Annotated in this window: 14 protein-coding genes; 2 read left to right on the forward strand and 12 right to left on the reverse strand. The window is 56.9% G+C overall.

Annotation, left to right across the window (positions count from 1 at the left end; all coding sequences use genetic code 11):
* Nucleotides 1–187: 187 nt before the first annotated feature.
* From DSL70_RS18180 to uxaC, 8 genes are all read right to left on the reverse strand, one after another.
* Nucleotides 188–1,723: a UxaA family hydrolase gene (locus tag DSL70_RS18180; protein WP_119309406.1), complete on the reverse strand. Its 1,536-nt coding sequence runs from the start codon at nucleotides 1,721–1,723 to the stop codon at nucleotides 188–190.
* Complete coding sequence (gene uxuA, locus DSL70_RS18185; RefSeq protein WP_119309407.1) at nucleotides 1,720–2,904, reverse strand: mannonate dehydratase; 1,185 nt, start codon at nucleotides 2,902–2,904, stop codon at nucleotides 1,720–1,722. The genes DSL70_RS18180 and uxuA overlap by 4 nt, the downstream gene beginning before the upstream one ends.
* A 350-nt stretch (nucleotides 2,905–3,254) precedes the next feature.
* A complete protein-coding gene (gene kduI, locus DSL70_RS18190) occupies nucleotides 3,255–4,079 on the reverse strand; it encodes a 5-dehydro-4-deoxy-D-glucuronate isomerase (RefSeq protein ID WP_119309408.1) in 825 nt (274 codons plus the stop codon).
* Nucleotides 4,080–4,201: 122 nt separating this feature from the next.
* Nucleotides 4,202–4,519 (reverse strand): cupin domain-containing protein, encoded by a 318-nt coding sequence (locus tag DSL70_RS18195; RefSeq protein WP_119309409.1) that lies wholly within the window; start codon nucleotides 4,517–4,519, stop codon nucleotides 4,202–4,204.
* Nucleotides 4,520–4,528: 9 nt separating this feature from the next.
* Nucleotides 4,529–5,809 (reverse strand): TRAP transporter large permease, encoded by a 1,281-nt coding sequence (locus DSL70_RS18200; RefSeq protein ID WP_119309410.1) that lies wholly within the window; start codon nucleotides 5,807–5,809, stop codon nucleotides 4,529–4,531.
* A 4-nt stretch (nucleotides 5,810–5,813) separates the two neighbouring features.
* A complete protein-coding gene (locus DSL70_RS18205; RefSeq protein WP_162916893.1) occupies nucleotides 5,814–6,335 on the reverse strand; it encodes a TRAP transporter small permease in 522 nt (173 codons plus the stop codon).
* Nucleotides 6,336–6,391: 56 nt separating this feature from the next.
* Nucleotides 6,392–7,366 carry a TRAP transporter substrate-binding protein gene (locus DSL70_RS18210; protein WP_119309412.1) on the reverse strand — a complete coding sequence of 325 codons (975 nt, stop codon included), beginning with the start codon at nucleotides 7,364–7,366 and terminating at the stop codon, nucleotides 6,392–6,394.
* Between the two features lie 29 nt (nucleotides 7,367–7,395).
* Complete coding sequence (gene uxaC / locus DSL70_RS18215) at nucleotides 7,396–8,796, reverse strand: glucuronate isomerase (RefSeq protein WP_119309413.1); 1,401 nt, start codon at nucleotides 8,794–8,796, stop codon at nucleotides 7,396–7,398.
* A gap of 117 nt (nucleotides 8,797–8,913) precedes the next feature.
* Between uxaC and DSL70_RS18220 the strand changes: the two genes are divergently transcribed.
* Nucleotides 8,914–9,615, forward strand: a complete 702-nt coding sequence (locus DSL70_RS18220) for a GntR family transcriptional regulator (protein WP_119309414.1) — start codon at nucleotides 8,914–8,916, stop codon at nucleotides 9,613–9,615.
* Between the two features lie 152 nt (nucleotides 9,616–9,767).
* On the opposite strand, the gene DSL70_RS18225 is transcribed toward DSL70_RS18220, so the two are convergent.
* Genes DSL70_RS18225 through DSL70_RS18235 form a run of 3 tightly spaced genes read right to left on the reverse strand, consistent with a single transcriptional unit; the run spans nucleotide 9,768 to nucleotide 12,294 of the window.
* The gene (locus tag DSL70_RS18225) at nucleotides 9,768–10,796 is read right to left on the reverse strand and encodes a 5-oxoprolinase subunit C family protein (protein ID WP_119309415.1); all 1,029 of its coding nucleotides are present in this window, start codon (nucleotides 10,794–10,796) and stop codon (nucleotides 9,768–9,770) included.
* Nucleotides 10,796–11,515 (reverse strand): 5-oxoprolinase subunit B family protein, encoded by a 720-nt coding sequence (locus tag DSL70_RS18230; RefSeq protein WP_119309416.1) that lies wholly within the window; start codon nucleotides 11,513–11,515, stop codon nucleotides 10,796–10,798. The genes DSL70_RS18225 and DSL70_RS18230 overlap by 1 nt, the downstream gene beginning before the upstream one ends.
* Nucleotides 11,515–12,294, reverse strand: coding sequence for a LamB/YcsF family protein (locus DSL70_RS18235; RefSeq protein WP_119309417.1), 780 nt, complete (start codon nucleotides 12,292–12,294; stop codon nucleotides 11,515–11,517). Before DSL70_RS18235 ends, DSL70_RS18230 begins: the two co-directional genes overlap by 1 nt.
* A 645-nt stretch (nucleotides 12,295–12,939) precedes the next feature.
* Between DSL70_RS18235 and DSL70_RS18245 the strand changes: the two genes are divergently transcribed.
* Nucleotides 12,940–15,000, forward strand: a complete 2,061-nt coding sequence (locus DSL70_RS18245) for a methyl-accepting chemotaxis protein (RefSeq protein WP_119309419.1) — start codon at nucleotides 12,940–12,942, stop codon at nucleotides 14,998–15,000.
* A 114-nt stretch (nucleotides 15,001–15,114) separates the two neighbouring features.
* On the opposite strand, the gene DSL70_RS18250 is transcribed toward DSL70_RS18245, so the two are convergent.
* Nucleotides 15,115–16,119 carry an aldose epimerase family protein gene (locus DSL70_RS18250; RefSeq protein WP_119309420.1) on the reverse strand — a complete coding sequence of 335 codons (1,005 nt, stop codon included), beginning with the start codon at nucleotides 16,117–16,119 and terminating at the stop codon, nucleotides 15,115–15,117.
* Nucleotides 16,120–16,245: the final 126 nt, after the last annotated feature.

Raw genomic sequence — 16,245 nt, forward strand, 5'->3', positions numbered from 1 at the left:
AGTCTTCGTTCATGCGGTCGATCTTCCAGTCCATGAAGGCCCTGAGGAAGTTGCCTTCACCAAACTGGATGATGCGCTCGGTCGGACGGGCCCGCCCGCCAAGATTGCTCTCATTAACGCGTTGCATTGCGTAGTTTCCTCTCTCAGTTGTTCGTATGTCCCGGCAAAAAGCACGATGACGGATGGTCTACATCACCGCGCCGATCTGCCATGGCACGAATTCATATTCACCAAGCCCCAGAAGCTCGGATTTGGTCTTCTTGCCCGAGGCGACCTCAATGATGTAATCAAGGATCTCGGCGCCCTTGTTTTCAAGGCTGATGCCCTTCGACAGAACATCGCCGCAGTTGATGTCCATGTCGTCCGGCATGGATTCAAACAGATGGTCGTTGGTGGCCACCTTGATGGTCGGCGATGGCTTGGAGCCGATGGCCGAACCGCGCCCGGTGGTAAAGACGATCATGTGCGCCCCACCGGCAATCTGCCCGGCAGCGCAGGCCGGGTCGTAGCCCGGGGTGTCCATATAGACAAAGCCCGGCTTGTCGATCTTCTCGGCATAGTCAAACACGGCGGTCAGCGGCGTCGAACCGGACTTGGCGGTTGCGCCGAGGGATTTTTCCAGAATGGTCGTCAAACCACCTGCCTTGTTGCCCGGGCTGGGGTTGTTATCGAGGCTGCCTTCGTTGACCTCGACATAATGCTCCCACCACTTGATCTGGGATACCAGCTTGTCGCCGACTTCCTTGCTGGCCGCGCGGCGCAGCAGCAACTGCTCGGCACCATAGATCTCTGGCGTTTCGGACAGGATGGCACTGGCCCCAAGACCGGCCAGCATGTCCGCCGTCTTGCCAAGCGCCGGGTTGGCGGTAATGCCGGAAAAGCCGTCAGAGCCGCCGCACTGCAGCGCGATCTTCAGCTTGCTTGCGGAACAAGGCTCGCGATAGGCCTTGTTCACCTCGGGCAGCAGCTCCAGCACCTTGGCCTTGATGGCATCGATGGTCTTGCGGGTGCCGCCGACTTCCTGAATGGCGAGGCTGTGAAAATGTTCAAGATTCTGCTGCTTGTCGGCGTCAAAGCGATCTTTCATGCGGCCAATCTGCATCACTTCGCAGCCAAGGCCGACGAAGATCGTTGCCCCGACATTCGGGTGGGTCGCATAGCCCCAGAGGGTCCGCTCGAGCACCTCGATGCTCTTGGTGCCACTCATGCCGCAGCCGGTGCTATGGGCAAGCCCGACAACGCCATCAACATTCTCATACTGATCGAGAACGCCGGACGCCAGAATCTCCTGGCTTGCATGCCGGATGACCGTTGCCGAACAGTTCACGGTTGCCAGCAGGGCAATATAGTTGCGGGTACCGACTTCACCATTCTTGCGGCGGAACCCCATGAACTCGCGCCCTTCCATCGACGGGATGGCGGCGGTTGCCTTTTCCAGATCACAGCCGATCTGATAGTCCTGACCATGATCGGAGAATGCCAGATTGTGCGAATGCACATGCTCACCTGCAATAATGTCCTGCGTCGCTCGCCCAATCACTTCACCGAACTTGATGACTTCCTCGCCCTTCTTGTGGTCCTTGCGTGCTATCTTGTGCCCGGCAAAAACATTGCCCTTCAGCGGCGCACCAAGGCCAAGCGGGTCATCGCCGGCCTTGGCGCCGGCCGGTAGAATGGCAATGGTATCGGCAGGATTGAGAATGATGGGTGTTGTAGAGGTCATGCATTGGCCCTTTCATGGTGAATACCAGCCATCAGTCCGCGAAGCTCGGCCAAACCGCGCATCCGCCCGATCAGCGGATAGCCCGGATGGGTGTCGCGGCGATCATCGTCGAGCATTTCGTGACCATGATCAGGCCGGAATACGATTTCGGCATCGGCTCTGCCTTCTTCCTGACGCCGCTTTTCTTCATCAAGGAGCGTGGCGACAAGCAGAGCCATATCGGTGTCGCCTCCCAGATGCGTGGCTTCCTCGAAGGAGCCGTCGGCAAATTTCCTGACATTGCGCAGATGGGCAAAATGGATCTTGTCGGCAAAACGCCGTGCAATCGCCGGAATGTCATTGTCCGGATGGGCACCGAGCGATCCCGAGCAAAGGGTCAGCCCGTTGGCCCGGCTTTCATGCGCCGAAAGCACCCACGCAATGTCTTCCTCGGTGGAAACAATGCGCGGCAGCCCGAGAATGTCACGTGGCGGGTCATCCGGATGCACGGCAAAACTGAGGCCAAGCTCTTCGGCAGCGGGAATGACTTCATCCAGAAAGCGCTTGTAGTTTGCCCGCAGGGTTTCCCGGTCGATACCTTCATAGCCCTTGAGGGCTTCCTTGAGCTGTTTGATGTTGTAGCGATCATAGGCCCCCGGCAACCCGGCCATGACCGAAGCCATCAACCGGTCCCGCTTGGCCTCGTCGGACAGCCGGAACCAGACCCGACCCCGCTCGAGCGCATCGTCGCAATAGTCGGCCTCGGCGCCTTCGCGCTCAAGCATGAAAACCTCAAGCGCCGCCATGCGCGCAGCATCGAATCGCAAGCATGTGCCGCCGCCGTCAACGGGAGCCCGAAGGTCAGTACGCGTCCAGTCCAGAAGCGGCATGAAATTATAGCAGATGACCTTGACACCCTCGGCTGCAAGATTGGCCATGGATTGCCGGTAGTTGGCGAAAAGCGTCGACAGATCGCCCTCGCCCTTCTTGATCCGCTCGTGAATGGGCAGACTCTCTACGATCGGCCAATTGAAACCAGCCAGTTCGATGCTCTGGCGCATCTTGGCAATGGTTTCTCGAGGCCAGACTTCACCGTAGGGAATCTCATAAAGTGCCGTAACGATTTCCCGCGCCCCGGTCTGCGCAATCTCGGACAGAGAAATGCGATCAAACGAGCCATACCAGCGCCAGCCTTCTTTCATGTTCCACTCCTTAAGCGAACAAAAGCGCAGCCATTCTAGCAGCTGCCGGGCCTATCGAGGCCGCAACAAGCTCTTCCTGACGCCAAAGTAGCGCCAAGAACAGGGAAGAAGCCGGTCTCGATTTTCTGTAACACTGCGCCTTCCTGGTCCTCGCGGCAGACGCATAACCTTCTGAAAAATTTCTATTTCCAACCCGCTCGACCATCCTCAGGCGGATAGGTCCAAAGATCAGCGGGTATTGGAGATCTCAAACAAGGAAAGCAGGCACATCAGTTCCACCCGTAGCCGCTTTCCCTGTTTGAGGAAGCGGGCCGAAATCCGGCCCGCCCCGTTCCTCAATCCAAAGCGCCTTAGCGCAGGTCTTCCATGGCGACAAAATCCATGTCGGTATAGTCGACATTGTCACCGGCCATCGCCCAGATGAAGGTGTAGCTGCCAACGCCAGCCCCGGCATGGATGGACCACGGCGGGGAGACAACCACTTCCTCGTTCTTGACCACCAGATGGCGGGTCTCGTCCGGCTCACCCATAAAGTGCATGACACGGGTCTGCGGCGCCATGTCGAAATAGCAATAGGCTTCCATGCGACGATCATGCACATGGGCTGGCATGGTGTTCCAGACCGACCCGGCGTGCAGCTTGGTGTAGCCAAGCACCAGCTGGCAGGATTCCATCACCAGCGGATGAATGAACTGATAGATCGTTCGCTCATTGGAGGTTTCGGCAGCGCCCATATGTACACTTTTGGCATTCTCGATCTTGATCAGCCGGGCAGGCAGTTCCTTGTGAGCCGGAGCAGAGGTGATGTAGAAACGACCCTGACCGGCAAAGGTTACAGCGCCCGATCCCTTTGGCAGATAGAGCACATCGCCATGGTCAAGAGCATAGTCGATGCCGGCGCAGGAAACAGAACCCGATGCGCCGATGTTGACGATCCCCATTTCGCGACGATCCAGAATGCTGGGTGTGCCGCACTCCTTGACTTCATCAAGAACGAGATAGCCGCCATTTGGCACGGCACCGCCAACAATGAAGCGATCGTAATGGGTGTAGGTCAGGCGGATTTCGCCTTCTGCGAAAAGACCTTCGGACAGAAAATTCTCACGCAGAGCCTTGGTATCCATGCTCTTTGTGTGGTCTGCATTCACAGCGTGAACTGTTTTCACTGTAAGCATTGCAAATATTCCTTGTTTTCAAGCTGCGGCACCGGGACAGCGCCGACCCTTGGCGGTCTCAGGGGTTGCCCTCCGGCACTCTGTGCCATCGCAAAACGGGCTTTGCAGGAGGGAAGACTTGGTCAGAGAAAGTCGTCACGACGAGGCGTGAAACAATCGATCAGCATGCCGGGCTCAAGACAGACACACCCGTGAATGGCATTGGAAGGGATGACGAAGCTGTCGCCGGGACCAACCTCGAAGCTGTCTTCCCCGATCGTGAAGCGGAAGCGACCTTCTTTCACGAATGTCGACTGGACATGAGGGTGGTTGTGGAGGGCGCCTTCGGCCCCCTCCTCCTTGAACGTGAAAGCCACCACCATCAGTTCGGGACTATCCGCAAGAACCTGCCTTGGGGTAGCCGTGTCTTCACCGACAATGGGAAACGACTTTACATGCATTGAACTCTCCTAGTGAAACAGGCTTGGCAGCCAGAGAGAAAGAAATGGAACATAGGTCACCAGCATGAGCACCACGAAAGCGGCGCCATAGAATGGCCAGATGGTCCGGATGACGTCCCACACGGGGATCTTGCCCACTGCACAGCCAACGAACAGAACCGTACCCACTGGCGGCGTGCAAAGGCCGATACCCAGGTTGAGGATCAGGATCACGCCGAAGTGGATCGGATCGACACCGAAGGCTGTCGCAACCGGCAGGAAGATCGGCGTGGTGATGACGATCAACGGCGACATGTCCATGAACGTACCGAGCATCAGCAGCAACAGGTTGATCAGCAACAGGATGACCAACGGATTATCCGAGATATTCTTGAGCATCTCGACCAGTTGTGTAGGAATGCGCAAATACGCCAGAAGCCAGCCGAACGCTGCGGCACAGCCGATCACGAGCAGAACCATGGCTGTCGTGCGAACGGCCGATTTGCAGGTTTCGACGAATTCCTTGAAATTCATCGTCCGATAGGCAAACACGGTGACCAGAACGGCATAGACTGCAGCGATGCAGGAGCTCTCCGAAGCTGTGAAGATACCGGACCGGACGCCGCCAAAGATGATGCCGATCAGCAGGATGCCCGGGAAGGCATTGATGAACATGCGACCAAGAGCACGCCAGCCAGCGAATGGCTCGGTCGGGTAGCCCTTTTTCTTGGCAACGAAATAGGCCGTGATCATCAGCCCAAGTGCCAGCAGCAGACCCGGCAGGATGCCCGCGGTGAACAGATCGGCGATGGACAGCTTTCCACCCGCCGAGATCGAATAGATGATCAGGTTGTGGGACGGGGGAAGCATCAGGGCAATCAAAGCCGCAAGAACAGTCACGTTCACGCCATAGGAAACGTCGTAGCCGCGCTTTTTCATCTGCGGCACCATGATGCCGCCGATAGCCGTGGCGTCTGCCGCAGCAGAACCGGAAATACCGCCGAACATCACCGACGCCAGAATGTTGACCTGTCCCAGGCCACCCCGTATGTGACCAACCATACCGCCAGCCAGATCCACCAACCTTCGCGCAATATCGCCGCGCACCATGATTTCACCGGCAAAGATGAAGAAGGGAATTGCCATCAGCGCCAGCACGGAGACACCGGCTGTCAGACGCTGGAAAACCACGACCGGGGGAATGCCGAGGTAAAGAATGGTCGCAAAGGACGCGACGCCGAGACAGAATGCAACCGGTGTGCCGATGAGCAGCAGCACCGAGAAAGAACCAAACAGAATCCAGGTTTCCATCCAACTACTCCTCAATCGTTGTTTCGCCGAAGCGAGCAGTCGGAAGACCTGCAGCACGGCGCGCAAGGCGCTCTAGCGAAAAGAGAACGACCAGAACACCGCCCATGACAAGCGGCATGTAATCGATCGCACGGGGGAGACCCAGCGTCGGGATCTTGATGTGCCAGCCGGAGTTCATCAACTCGCCGCCATACCAGACCATGCCGAAGCCGAATGCGATCACGACGAGGTCGGATAGCGTGTAACAGATGGTTTTTACCGTTTCGGGAACAAAGATCAGCAACACATCGAAGCTGAGATGGTTGCCTTCCCGGATACCCACGGCCGCGCCAAGAAAAATGAACCATGCCATCAGCACGATGGACACAGGTTCACTCCAGACGATGGAGCTATTCATAACATAGCGCACGAACACCTGTGCGGCAGTGAAGGCGGTCATCATGACCAGTCCCAAACTCGCCAACCAGAGTGCCAGATTGCACAAGACGCCCATAACGCCAGCTACAGATTTTAGATGGTTTTGCACGTTATTCTCCGTATGAACAGCTCATGGCGCAGCGCGCCATGAGCCGCTAACAAGAATTAGTCGGTAGCGCGAATGCGTTTTACGAGGTCTTTGAGCTTGTCAGAGGTGACATGCTTTTCGTAAACGGCATCCATGGCAGCCATGAAGGGAGCCTTGTCGATGTCGGTGATAATGTTCACACCGGCTGCACGGACTTTTTCTTCGGAGACTTTTTCGCGGGCGGCCCAGAGCTCACGCATTTTCGGCGTGGAGTCTTTGGCAGCCTGTTTGACCAGGGCCTGATCTTCCGGGCTCAGCTTGTCCCAGGAAACCTTGGACATCACCAGAACTTCAGGCACGATCAGATGCTGATCGAGAGTGTAGTTGCCAGCAACTTCATAGTGGCCAGACGATTCAAAGGACGGCCAGTTGTTTTCCGCACCGTCGATCACGCCGGTCTGGATGGAAGAGTAGACCTCGCCATAAGGCAGCGGCGTTGCGTTTGCGCCAAGAGCGGTCATCATGTCGACAAAGATGTCGGACTGCATGACGCGGATCTTCATGCCCTTCAGGTCATCCATGCTCTTGATCGGTTTGACCTTGTTGTAGAAGCTGCGAGCGCCACCATCGTAATAGGTCAGGCCGATGAAGCCTTCCGGCTCGAAGCCCTTCAGGATATCGTCGCCGATCGGGCCATCAACGACGCGATGCATGTGATCAACGCTCTTGAAGATGTAAGGCAAGGAAACCACTTTGGTTTCTTCAACGATGTTGTTGAACGGACCGGTGGAAACGCGGTTCAGATCGATAACACCAAATTTGGTCTGCTCAATCGTGTCTTTTTCCTCCCCCAGCTGAGCAGAATGGAAAACTTCAACACAGATGCGGCCATCAGTACGCTCTTTCAACAGATCGCCCATGTATTTGACAGCCTCGACAGTCGGATATCCATCGGGATGGGTATCGGAAGACTTGAGGGTGATCTCGCAAGCCGAAGCCGTAGCGATCATTGCGACACTGGCAACCAAAGCAGTGGTCAAAGTCTTAAGCATTAGTTTGTTCCTCCATGAAGTAGCTCTTCTCAGAGCTGATAGGCCTGCTTCACAAGCCGATAGGTGAGGTCAGCAGCGACCTCAGTAGCCTCGTCCTCACCGAGCCGCCCAGTTGCAACCAGTGTGGCGAGGAATGCACAGTCCACCCGACGCGCCACATCGTGTCGTGCCGGAATTGAACAGAATGCTCTTGTGTCGTCATTGAAACCGACCGTGTTGTAGAAGCCGGCGGTTTCTGTCGTCATCTCCCTGAACCGGCGCATCCCTTCGGGGCTGTCATGGAACCACCATGCCGGCCCGAGGCGGAGTGCCGGGTAGACGCCAGCCAACGGCGCCAGCTCACGTGCATAGCTTGTCTCATCCAGCGTGAAGAGAATGATCCGGAGATCCTTCTCCATGCCAACCGCATCCAGCAGCGGCTTGAGGGCATGCACATAGTCGGTCCGGGTCGGGATATCGAAGCCCTTGTCCAGTCCGAATTTCTCGAAGACAGGATTGGAATGGTTGCGGTTACTACCTGGGTGTATCTGCAACACCAAACCATCTTCCAGGCTCATGCGAGCCATTTCGGTCAGCATCTGACCACGGAAAGCATCGGCTTCCTCGACCGAGCACTCTCCCTTCAAAGCTTTCTGGAAAAGCGCTGCCGCATCCTCTTGCGACATGTTTTCCGTACGCGCGGTCAAATGACCATGATCCGAAGACGTTGCTCCGAATTCCTTGAAGTATGCACGACGAATGCGGTGGGCTTCAAGATACCCCTGCCATGTTGTCGCATCCACTCCGGCGATTTCGCCGAATTTCTCTATATTGTCCCGGAAACCCTTGTAGTGCGGATCAACCACAGGATCGGGGCGATAGGCGGTTACCACGCGCCCTTTCCAGCCGCTTTCCTTGATCGCGCGATGCCATTTGAGGTCATCAAGCGGCGATTCCGTCGTCGCCAGCACCTCGATATTGAAGCGCTCATAAAGGGCCCGCGGCAGGAACTCCGGCTTCTCCAGGCATTCGGCGATGTGGTCATAGGCCCGATCGGCATTGTCCTCATTCAGCCATTCGGTCCAGCCGAACACATCCTCGAACGCATGGCCAAGCCACATGCGCGATGGCGTCGCCCGCAGCAGATGGGTGTTCTTGGCAAGGATGCGCCAGATCTTGCGCCCGTCCGTCTCGGTCCAGCCGCCATCGATGCGCGGCACGCCTACGTCTTCCAGACGGATCCCCTGAGAGCACAGCATGCGGAAAACATAATGGTCCGGCGTGATGAACAATTGGGCCGGATTAGGGAATCGCTCGTTCTTGGCGAACCAGCTCGGATCGGTGTGACCGTGCGGGCTGACGATCGGCATGGACTTCACACCCTCATAAAGAGAGCGGGCAATCGCACGAGTTTTGTCTTCAATGGGAAAAAGTCTGTCGGGATCCAACATGATGTGCCTCCTCAGTGTTTCCTTCAGGGGAAATCTCTGCTCACTGGTAAACTAATATACCAGTTTTCCTTGCCTGTAAACTGATATGCCAGTAATATCCGGTGCACGGAGCGAAATATGCCTAGAACAACAATTGATACAGTCCTGTCCCCACTCAACCGTCTGTCGGTCGCAGACTCGGTGTTCAACGAACTGCACAGGCAGATCCTGACACTTGAGCTTGAACCTGGGGCCAAGGTTTCAGAAGCAGACGTAGCCAAGGCCCTCGGTGTCTCGCGACAGCCGGTTAGGGACGCCTTCTATCGTCTATCCAAGCTGGGTTTTCTGTCGATGCGCCCTCAGGTCGCCACGACGGTCTCGCTCATCTCGAAAAAATCCGTCGAGCAGGCGCGCTTCATACGCTGCGCTCTGGAGACCAAGACGGTGATCACCGCCTGCGAAAAGCTGCAGAACGAGGACCTTGAAGCCCTACGCGATCTCATTGAACAACAAAGGAAAACGGTCGTTGCACGGGATGCTGAACTGTTCCATGCGCTTGACGATCAGTTCCACAAGGAGATCTGCGATCGCTGTGGCGTCGATTTCGCCTGGCAGTTGATCAAGGACAACAAGGCCCACATGGACCGGGTACGCTTCCTGTCCCTGACCTTTGCCATCGACACGGCCTTTGCCGCTCACAAGCGCATTCTGTCGGCGATTGAATCCAGGAACACCGCGCAGGCATCCGCCGAGATCAACAAGCATCTGGGCGAGATCCTGCTCATCATCCCGCGCATCCGCGAAGAGCATCCGGGTTATTTTGCCACGGACGAGCAATAGGAGCGATCCGCCAGCCAGCAGCATTCACTGGCATAACAGGCGGATCGCCCATTTATTCCAACACTGGCATATCAGTTGCCGCGCCAAAGAGTCGCAGTCAAAGGAGGCAAGTTTTAGGATTTGCAACCACAGACTGCGACAATCAGTCATCCTTAATCAACAATTGGTCCACTGATCAGTGACTTGCTCATCAGCAAATGGTCTAACAATTCCTGCTCGTCAGACGGCATGACCAGCGTCTCGATCAGTGACCGCAGGTGAGTCTCCAGCGCAATCGCAGCGGTTTCCGCCTCCTCAACCGACACCATGCGGAACTGCAAGGGGGTTCCGGGCACCATGCGACCAAGTCGGGCAAGGTCGGCGCTGGCAACGGTTGCAATCTTCGGATAGCCGCCCGTTGTCTGATGATCCGCCAGAAGGATGATCGGCAAGCCGCTGCCGGGCACCTGAATGGACCCAGTCACAATGCCGTCGGAGTTAATATCCGCCCCTTTCGCATGGGCAATCGGCTCCCCGAGCAGACGCAACCCCATGCGGTTGGATTCGGCAGAGATGTGATAAACCTGCGACTGGAAAGCCCTGAGCGCCGCTTCATCAAAATAGTCATCCTGTGGCCCCGGAACGACCCGGATCGGACCGGATTGCTGGTAGAGAAGCGGCTCGGAGCAAAGCGCGACCGGCTTGTCGCTAGCCTCTTCCAGACACAGCGGCAGCAAGTCACCACGCTGCAGGGTGCGCCCTTCAAAGCCACCAAAGCGCCCCGACACATAGGTCGACTGGCTGCCGTAGATCATCGGCAGATCAAAGCCCCCTTCGACGGCCAGATAACAGACCGCACTATCGGACATGCGACCGATGCGAAAGCTTTGCCCCGCCTTGAGCACCACCGACCGATAGGCCGGCACAAAGGCAACGGGGCCGCCGGAAATCTCGATCCCACCCTCTGTCCCCGTCAGGGCGATGCGCACCGTTCCGGCCGTCACCTTGAAGGTTGGCCCGAGGATGCGCATCTCAAGCGCCCCCAGCCCTTCGGCATTATGCACGAGCGCGTTGGCAAGACGCAGATTGCCCGCATCAAGCGCCCCGGAGGAGGGCACCCCCTGCGCCTGATGCCCAAAGCGTCCGAGGTCCTGAATGGTCGTCATCAGGCCCGGTTCAATCACTTCCAGTGCTGGCATCATCAGATCGGCTCCCCTTCCACAACAGGATCACCCTGCTCGACCCGCTCGGCAATCGCTTCATAGTCCGCAAGAGAGACTTCCCGGAAGCAAACCCGATCTCCCGGCGACAGCAGCACCGGATCAGCCTTGCCAAGATCGAACAGCGGCACCGGGCAACGGCCGACAACATGCCAGCCGGACGGGTTGACCGCCGGATAGATGACGGTGAGGCCGGTGGCCACAAGCACGGATCCCTTCGGGATGCCCTGCACCGGAGAGCTGCGTCGCGGAATATTGAGCGCGGCGGGCAGATCACCCATATAGGGCATGCCGGGCGCGAAGCCGAGCATATAGACAAAATGCTCCGTCCCCGTCATCACGGTCTTGACCTCGTCTCGCGACAGAGAGGCGAAATCGGCAACGAAGTCGAGATCAGGGGAACAGTCGCCTTCGAAACAGATCGGCAGATGCCACCGTGTTGCGTGCCCCTTGTCGTCTCCGTCGAGATTGGCAAGCAGCGGCTTCAGCCGCTCGATGAGCGCTGCCTGACGGATCTCGACCGGATCATAATGCACCAGCAAAGACCTGTAGGTCGGCACCGTCTCGATGACACCGGCAATGGCGGCATCATCCACCGCCGCCCGGAGTGCCATGATCTGGCGACTGAGCCCACGGTCGATATCGAAGCCGAACTGGACCGTCAGGCCCCTGTCACCGCTCGGCAGAAACGAAACGGCCATTATTTGGCTCCCATGGTCTGCGCCATCGGCTTGATGGCAACACCGGCCTCTTCGAGAGCCTTCTTCACCTTGCTCGCGGTGGAAACCGCCTTGGGGCTGTCGCCATGCACGCAGATGGTATCGATGGCAACAGGAATCCGCTTGCCATTAATGCTCTCGATTTCGCCCGATGTGACAAAATCCACCATGCGGCGGGCAGCCTCATCCGCATCCTCGATCATGGCGCCCGGCTTCTTGCGGGAAACCAGCATGCCATCATCTTCATACGCCCGGTCGGCAAAAATCTCGCGCGCGACGCGCAGGCCGAGCTTTTCGGCAGCCTTTTCCATCTCGCTGCCCGGCAGAGCAACATAGATCATCTCGGGATCAACGGCCTTGACCGCCCGCACCGTGGCCATCGCCAGATCGAAATCCACCGCAGCCATGTTGTTCAGTGCGCCATGCGCCTTGAAATGACCAACGCGCATGCCGAGCGCGGTTGCCATGCCTTGGATCGCACCGATCTGATAGATCATCTGCTTTTCGATATCCGCCGGTCGGTCGCCAAGGATCGGGCGGCGACCGAAACCCCACAAATCATTGAAACCCGGATGCGCACCAATACCAACGCCATTTTCCTTGGCCAACCGCAGGGTTTCATGCATCACCAGCGCATCGCCGCCGTGGAACCCGCAAGCCACATTGGCCGAGCTGACGATGGACAGCATCGACGCATCATCGCCAATTTCATAAGCCCCAAAGCTTTCACCCATGTCGGAATTCAGATCGACTACAGCCATACCGTAACACCTCGCGTTGATTGGTTTTCCATCCTTATAGACCAAAGTCGCTTCGGAGCCAGTCCCCCCGCATCTGAATATGCCGGAATAGTGAGGGATATGCCCTGCATCGAGCGCGCCTCCCCCACCGGACCGCAGCGCGTTGCCCCTTCGCCCGCCAGTTTACTCCCATCAACAGGAAGTCCACCGCATGCCCTGCGGCCTAATATCCACCCAAAGAAGTAAAACATCACCAAAGCAACCCTGAAGAGGTAACACAGCAAAATGGGTCAGATGAAAATGAATTTGAAATGAATCAAATCCCCTCAATGGAGTGCGGAAATTTTACGCATTCAAAACTGCGAATTTGGACTGTTTTTGCCGCAATCCGCCTCAAGAAGAAAATTCTATCCACGTTGCAAGATAGTGAGATTTTATTGGACAACCAACTACAATTTGGCACCAAAAGCACAACGCCGATAGAAACGACTTTAGTATAATAAATACTATTCACTCATCTCCATAACATCTTCACCGGAAAATATAGAATTAATCCAAAATTAGATATTGAATATTTAAATTGAACACCAATCAAAAGATGGCCAGAGCGCCAATACGCCAGAGTGACAATGAACAACAAAGAAGACCAATCTGGAGACAAGTTGAATGTTTAACCACCTGAAATCCTTGAGCGCGAAAATTGTAGCGGCAGTTTTTGCGCTGGTTGCATTGGCTTTTGTCGCAGATACGATTCTGACCCAGTCGATCAGCAGTCGCATGTATGACCGGACGGAAGCCCTGACCGATCAGATGCACGCCGTCGTGGAGCAGAAAGATGCCCAAATCGAGCATCTGCTCAGTGGTCTTCTTGATTCCAGAGAAAAGACCCAGACGCTCGGCCACACGCAGGCCAAGAGCGAACTGGCAGCAGCCAGCCAACAGAAGCAGGCCTATCTTGAAGGCACACGACAGGGCATCTCGCTTTCGGTCGCTTCCCTCGTCAGCAATGCAATGATGGCCGGTGAGGCTTCCAGCGCTCAGGACCAGATCGAATCCCTGCTGGCGGACAAGCAGATTGCCGCCATCAATCTCTGGCGTACCGATGGCAATCTTGCCTTCAGGGACAATGTGACCATCGAGGCAGTCAACAGCTTCGTTGATGCCGAGGTCTTTGCCTCCAGAAATCTCGAGCCACCGGTCGCATTGCCTCAGGAACGCCGGGCAACCTTCGAGAAGGCGCTTTCCACCGCGTCAAACAAGGAAAGCTTTGATTCCAGACTGACGAATGAAGACGGCAAGGAGATCCCGGTCACCTACTCCTATTTCATCTTGAAGAATAGCGAGGACTGCCAAAGCTGCCATGATGCCAGCGAGCCGATCCGTGGCGTGCTGGAGGTGGCCGTCGACAGCAGCGAGCTGATCGCCCTTCTGCAAAAGTCCGATGCGCTCATCAAGGAGATGGACAAGCAGACCGAAAAGGAACACGCAGAGCTCATACAGGCGAGCCAGAGCGAAAAGGACAAGGTGGCCGCAGAAACCGTCCGCTACACCGCCGAGCTCAATGCCTCAAAACAGGCTATTGCCGAAACACGGCAGGAAGCTTCGCTGATGAGCATGGGATCAAAGATTGTCTTCTTTCTTCTGACGATCCTGCTGTTGGTGATCGCTCTGAGAAAGCTTCTGACCACGCCGCTGCAGCGCCTGGCATCGGCAATGCATCGCCTCGCCCAGAACGATCTCAGCGTCGAGGCCACCGACGCACATCGCTCCGACGAAATTGGCGCCATGAGCAAGGCGATCGGTACTTTCAAGGAAAATGCCATCGAACGGCACAAGCTGGAGAAGGAAGCACAGCGGCACTTGGCCGAGCAACGGAACCGCCAGCAAGCCATCGACACCCTGCTGCATGACTTCCGCACCCGCATTCAGGAGTCGCTGCACACGGTCTCCAACAGCGCAGAACGCATGCAACAGTCTGCCGCCTCGCTTAATCATATCTCTGCGGCCACCTCCGATCGCGCCCATTCCGTCAATCAGGCCTCCAGCCACTCAGCCGAGAATGTCCAGATGATGGCCGCAGCCAGCACCGAGATGACGTCGTCGATTGCCGAAATCGGCCAGCAGGTCACCCGGACCAACGATCTGGTGGTCACCGCCTCCGATGAGGCAAGGGAAACCGATCGCAAGGTGGCTGGGCTCGCCTCAGCCGCAGAGAAGATCGGCGAGGTCGTATCCCTCATCAAGGACATTTCAGAACAGACCAACCTGTTGGCGCTCAATGCCACCATTGAGGCCGCGCGCGCTGGCGAGGCTGGCAGGGGCTTTGCGGTTGTTGCCGCCGAGGTCAAGGAACTGGCCGCCCAGACCGGCAAGGCCACCGAAGACATCGCCGCCCGCGTCCAGACCATTCAGGCCTCCACCGGCGATTCCGTGGCAGCCATCCGCTCCATCGCTGCCAAGATGAACGAAATCAGCGAATACACCACGGCGATCAGCGCTGCCGTGCACCAGCAGAATGCCTCGACCAACGAGATCTCGGTCAACATCCAGCAGGCTGCGGAAGGCACGCGAGAAATCGTGCAGAATATCTCCGAAGTCGCCTCCTCGACCGAAGAGACAAGAAGCTCCGCCGACGCGGTTCAAGCCGCGTCCGCCACCGTGGCAACCGTGGCAAGCGACATGCGCGACATCATCGACGACTTCCTCGAAAAGGTCGCAGCCGCCTGATCTCACCTCCCATCAGGCAGCCAAAAGAAAAACCGTGCAAGAGCCTCCTCTCGCACGGTTCTTTATTATCGTCTTAACTGCTCCTCATGGCCCATGAGGAAACAGGGCCCGGCCTCAGCCCTTTTTGAAAATATACTGGGTGTGCTGGGAGTAGGTTTCGCCCGGCCGCAGGATGGCAGACGGGAAATTAGGATGGTGAATGGCATCCGGCCAGATCTGCGGTTCAAGGCAGAAGCCGCCGAACTGCCCCTTGATGACCCCATCAAGGTTCGGCGTGTTCGGTTTCATGTTGACCCCGTCATACCCCTGAACGCCCGGCTCGGTCGTGGCGACATCCATGCTGATGCCCGATTTCGGACTGGAAAGGGTTGCCACGCGGCGCAGCGCACCACCGGAATCCTTGAGACAGAAATTGTTGTCCACGGCCTTGACGCTGGTGGCGTCGCCAACGCGCTTGGTGGTGCGGAAATCAAGGCTTGTACCTTCCACTGGCAAAAGCTTGCCGGTCGGGATGAGTTCGTCAGTGATTTCCAGATAGTGATCGGCATCCACCTGCAGCATATGGTCCAGAATGGTCGGATCGCCATCAAGGTTGAAATAGCTGTGGTGGGCAAGGTTGCACAGGGTGGTGGCGTCGGTTTCGGCGGTCATCATCATGTCCAGCACACCGCCTTCGAGCAGCGAATAGACAATCTTGATGGTTAGATTGCCCGGAAAGCCCATTTCGCCATCCGGCAACGTGATGGACATGTGCACGGCGTTGTCTTCCACCCTGTCGAAGGCCCAGTTCTGAACGCCCATGCCCTTCTTGCCACCATGCAGGGTGTGCTTGCCAAGGAAGTTGGTGTCCAGCTGATAGGTCTTGCCGTCCAGTTCCAGATGGCCATCGCGGATGCGGTTGCCCACGCGCCCTGCCGTTGCCCCGAAATGGGAGCCATAGGTCAGATAGTCCTCGAACTTGTCGAAGCCCAGCACCAACGCCTTGTCATGGCCTTCAAGTCGCAGGTCCTGAAGGACCGTGCCATAGGAAAGAACCTTCGCAGTCAGACCGCCCCCCGAAATGGTCGCACGCTGGACCGGGGTGCCATCAGGCATTACACCAAATTGCTCAACAGACATAAGTGAGTTCCTTTAACAGAAGCAGACGCTGGAAAGTCCTGAAACGCTTCAGGCAACGCGCCATGGATAAATCGCCGGAAGCTTATCAGAGTTCACCACAGGGATATTGCGCCAGAACAAAATGAA

The organism is Cohaesibacter haloalkalitolerans, from assembly GCF_003574655.1.
Lineage (GTDB): Bacteria > Pseudomonadota > Alphaproteobacteria > Rhizobiales > Cohaesibacteraceae > Cohaesibacter > Cohaesibacter haloalkalitolerans.

Coding starts and splice junctions, on each gene's coding strand:
- DSL70_RS18220 (WP_119309414.1), top strand. CDS start 8,914: ATGCCTAGAACAACAATTGATACAGTCCTGTCCCCACTCAACCGTCTG.
- uxuA (WP_119309407.1), bottom strand. CDS start 2,904: ATGAAAGAAGGCTGGCGCTGGTATGGCTCGTTTGATCGCATTTCTCTG.
- DSL70_RS18225 (WP_119309415.1), bottom strand. CDS start 10,796: ATGATGCCAGCACTGGAAGTGATTGAACCGGGCCTGATGACGACCATT.
- uxaC (WP_119309413.1), bottom strand. CDS start 8,796: ATGTTGGATCCCGACAGACTTTTTCCCATTGAAGACAAAACTCGTGCG.
- DSL70_RS18230 (WP_119309416.1), bottom strand. CDS start 11,515: ATGGCCGTTTCGTTTCTGCCGAGCGGTGACAGGGGCCTGACGGTCCAG.
- DSL70_RS18180 (WP_119309406.1), bottom strand. CDS start 1,723: ATGACCTCTACAACACCCATCATTCTCAATCCTGCCGATACCATTGCC.
- DSL70_RS18250 (WP_119309420.1), bottom strand. CDS start 16,119: ATGTCTGTTGAGCAATTTGGTGTAATGCCTGATGGCACCCCGGTCCAG.
- kduI (WP_119309408.1), bottom strand. CDS start 4,079: ATGCTTACAGTGAAAACAGTTCACGCTGTGAATGCAGACCACACAAAG.
- DSL70_RS18245 (WP_119309419.1), top strand. CDS start 12,940: ATGTTTAACCACCTGAAATCCTTGAGCGCGAAAATTGTAGCGGCAGTT.
- DSL70_RS18200 (WP_119309410.1), bottom strand. CDS start 5,809: ATGGAAACCTGGATTCTGTTTGGTTCTTTCTCGGTGCTGCTGCTCATC.
- DSL70_RS18210 (WP_119309412.1), bottom strand. CDS start 7,366: ATGCTTAAGACTTTGACCACTGCTTTGGTTGCCAGTGTCGCAATGATC.
- DSL70_RS18235 (WP_119309417.1), bottom strand. CDS start 12,294: ATGGCTGTAGTCGATCTGAATTCCGACATGGGTGAAAGCTTTGGGGCT.
- DSL70_RS18195 (WP_119309409.1), bottom strand. CDS start 4,519: ATGCATGTAAAGTCGTTTCCCATTGTCGGTGAAGACACGGCTACCCCA.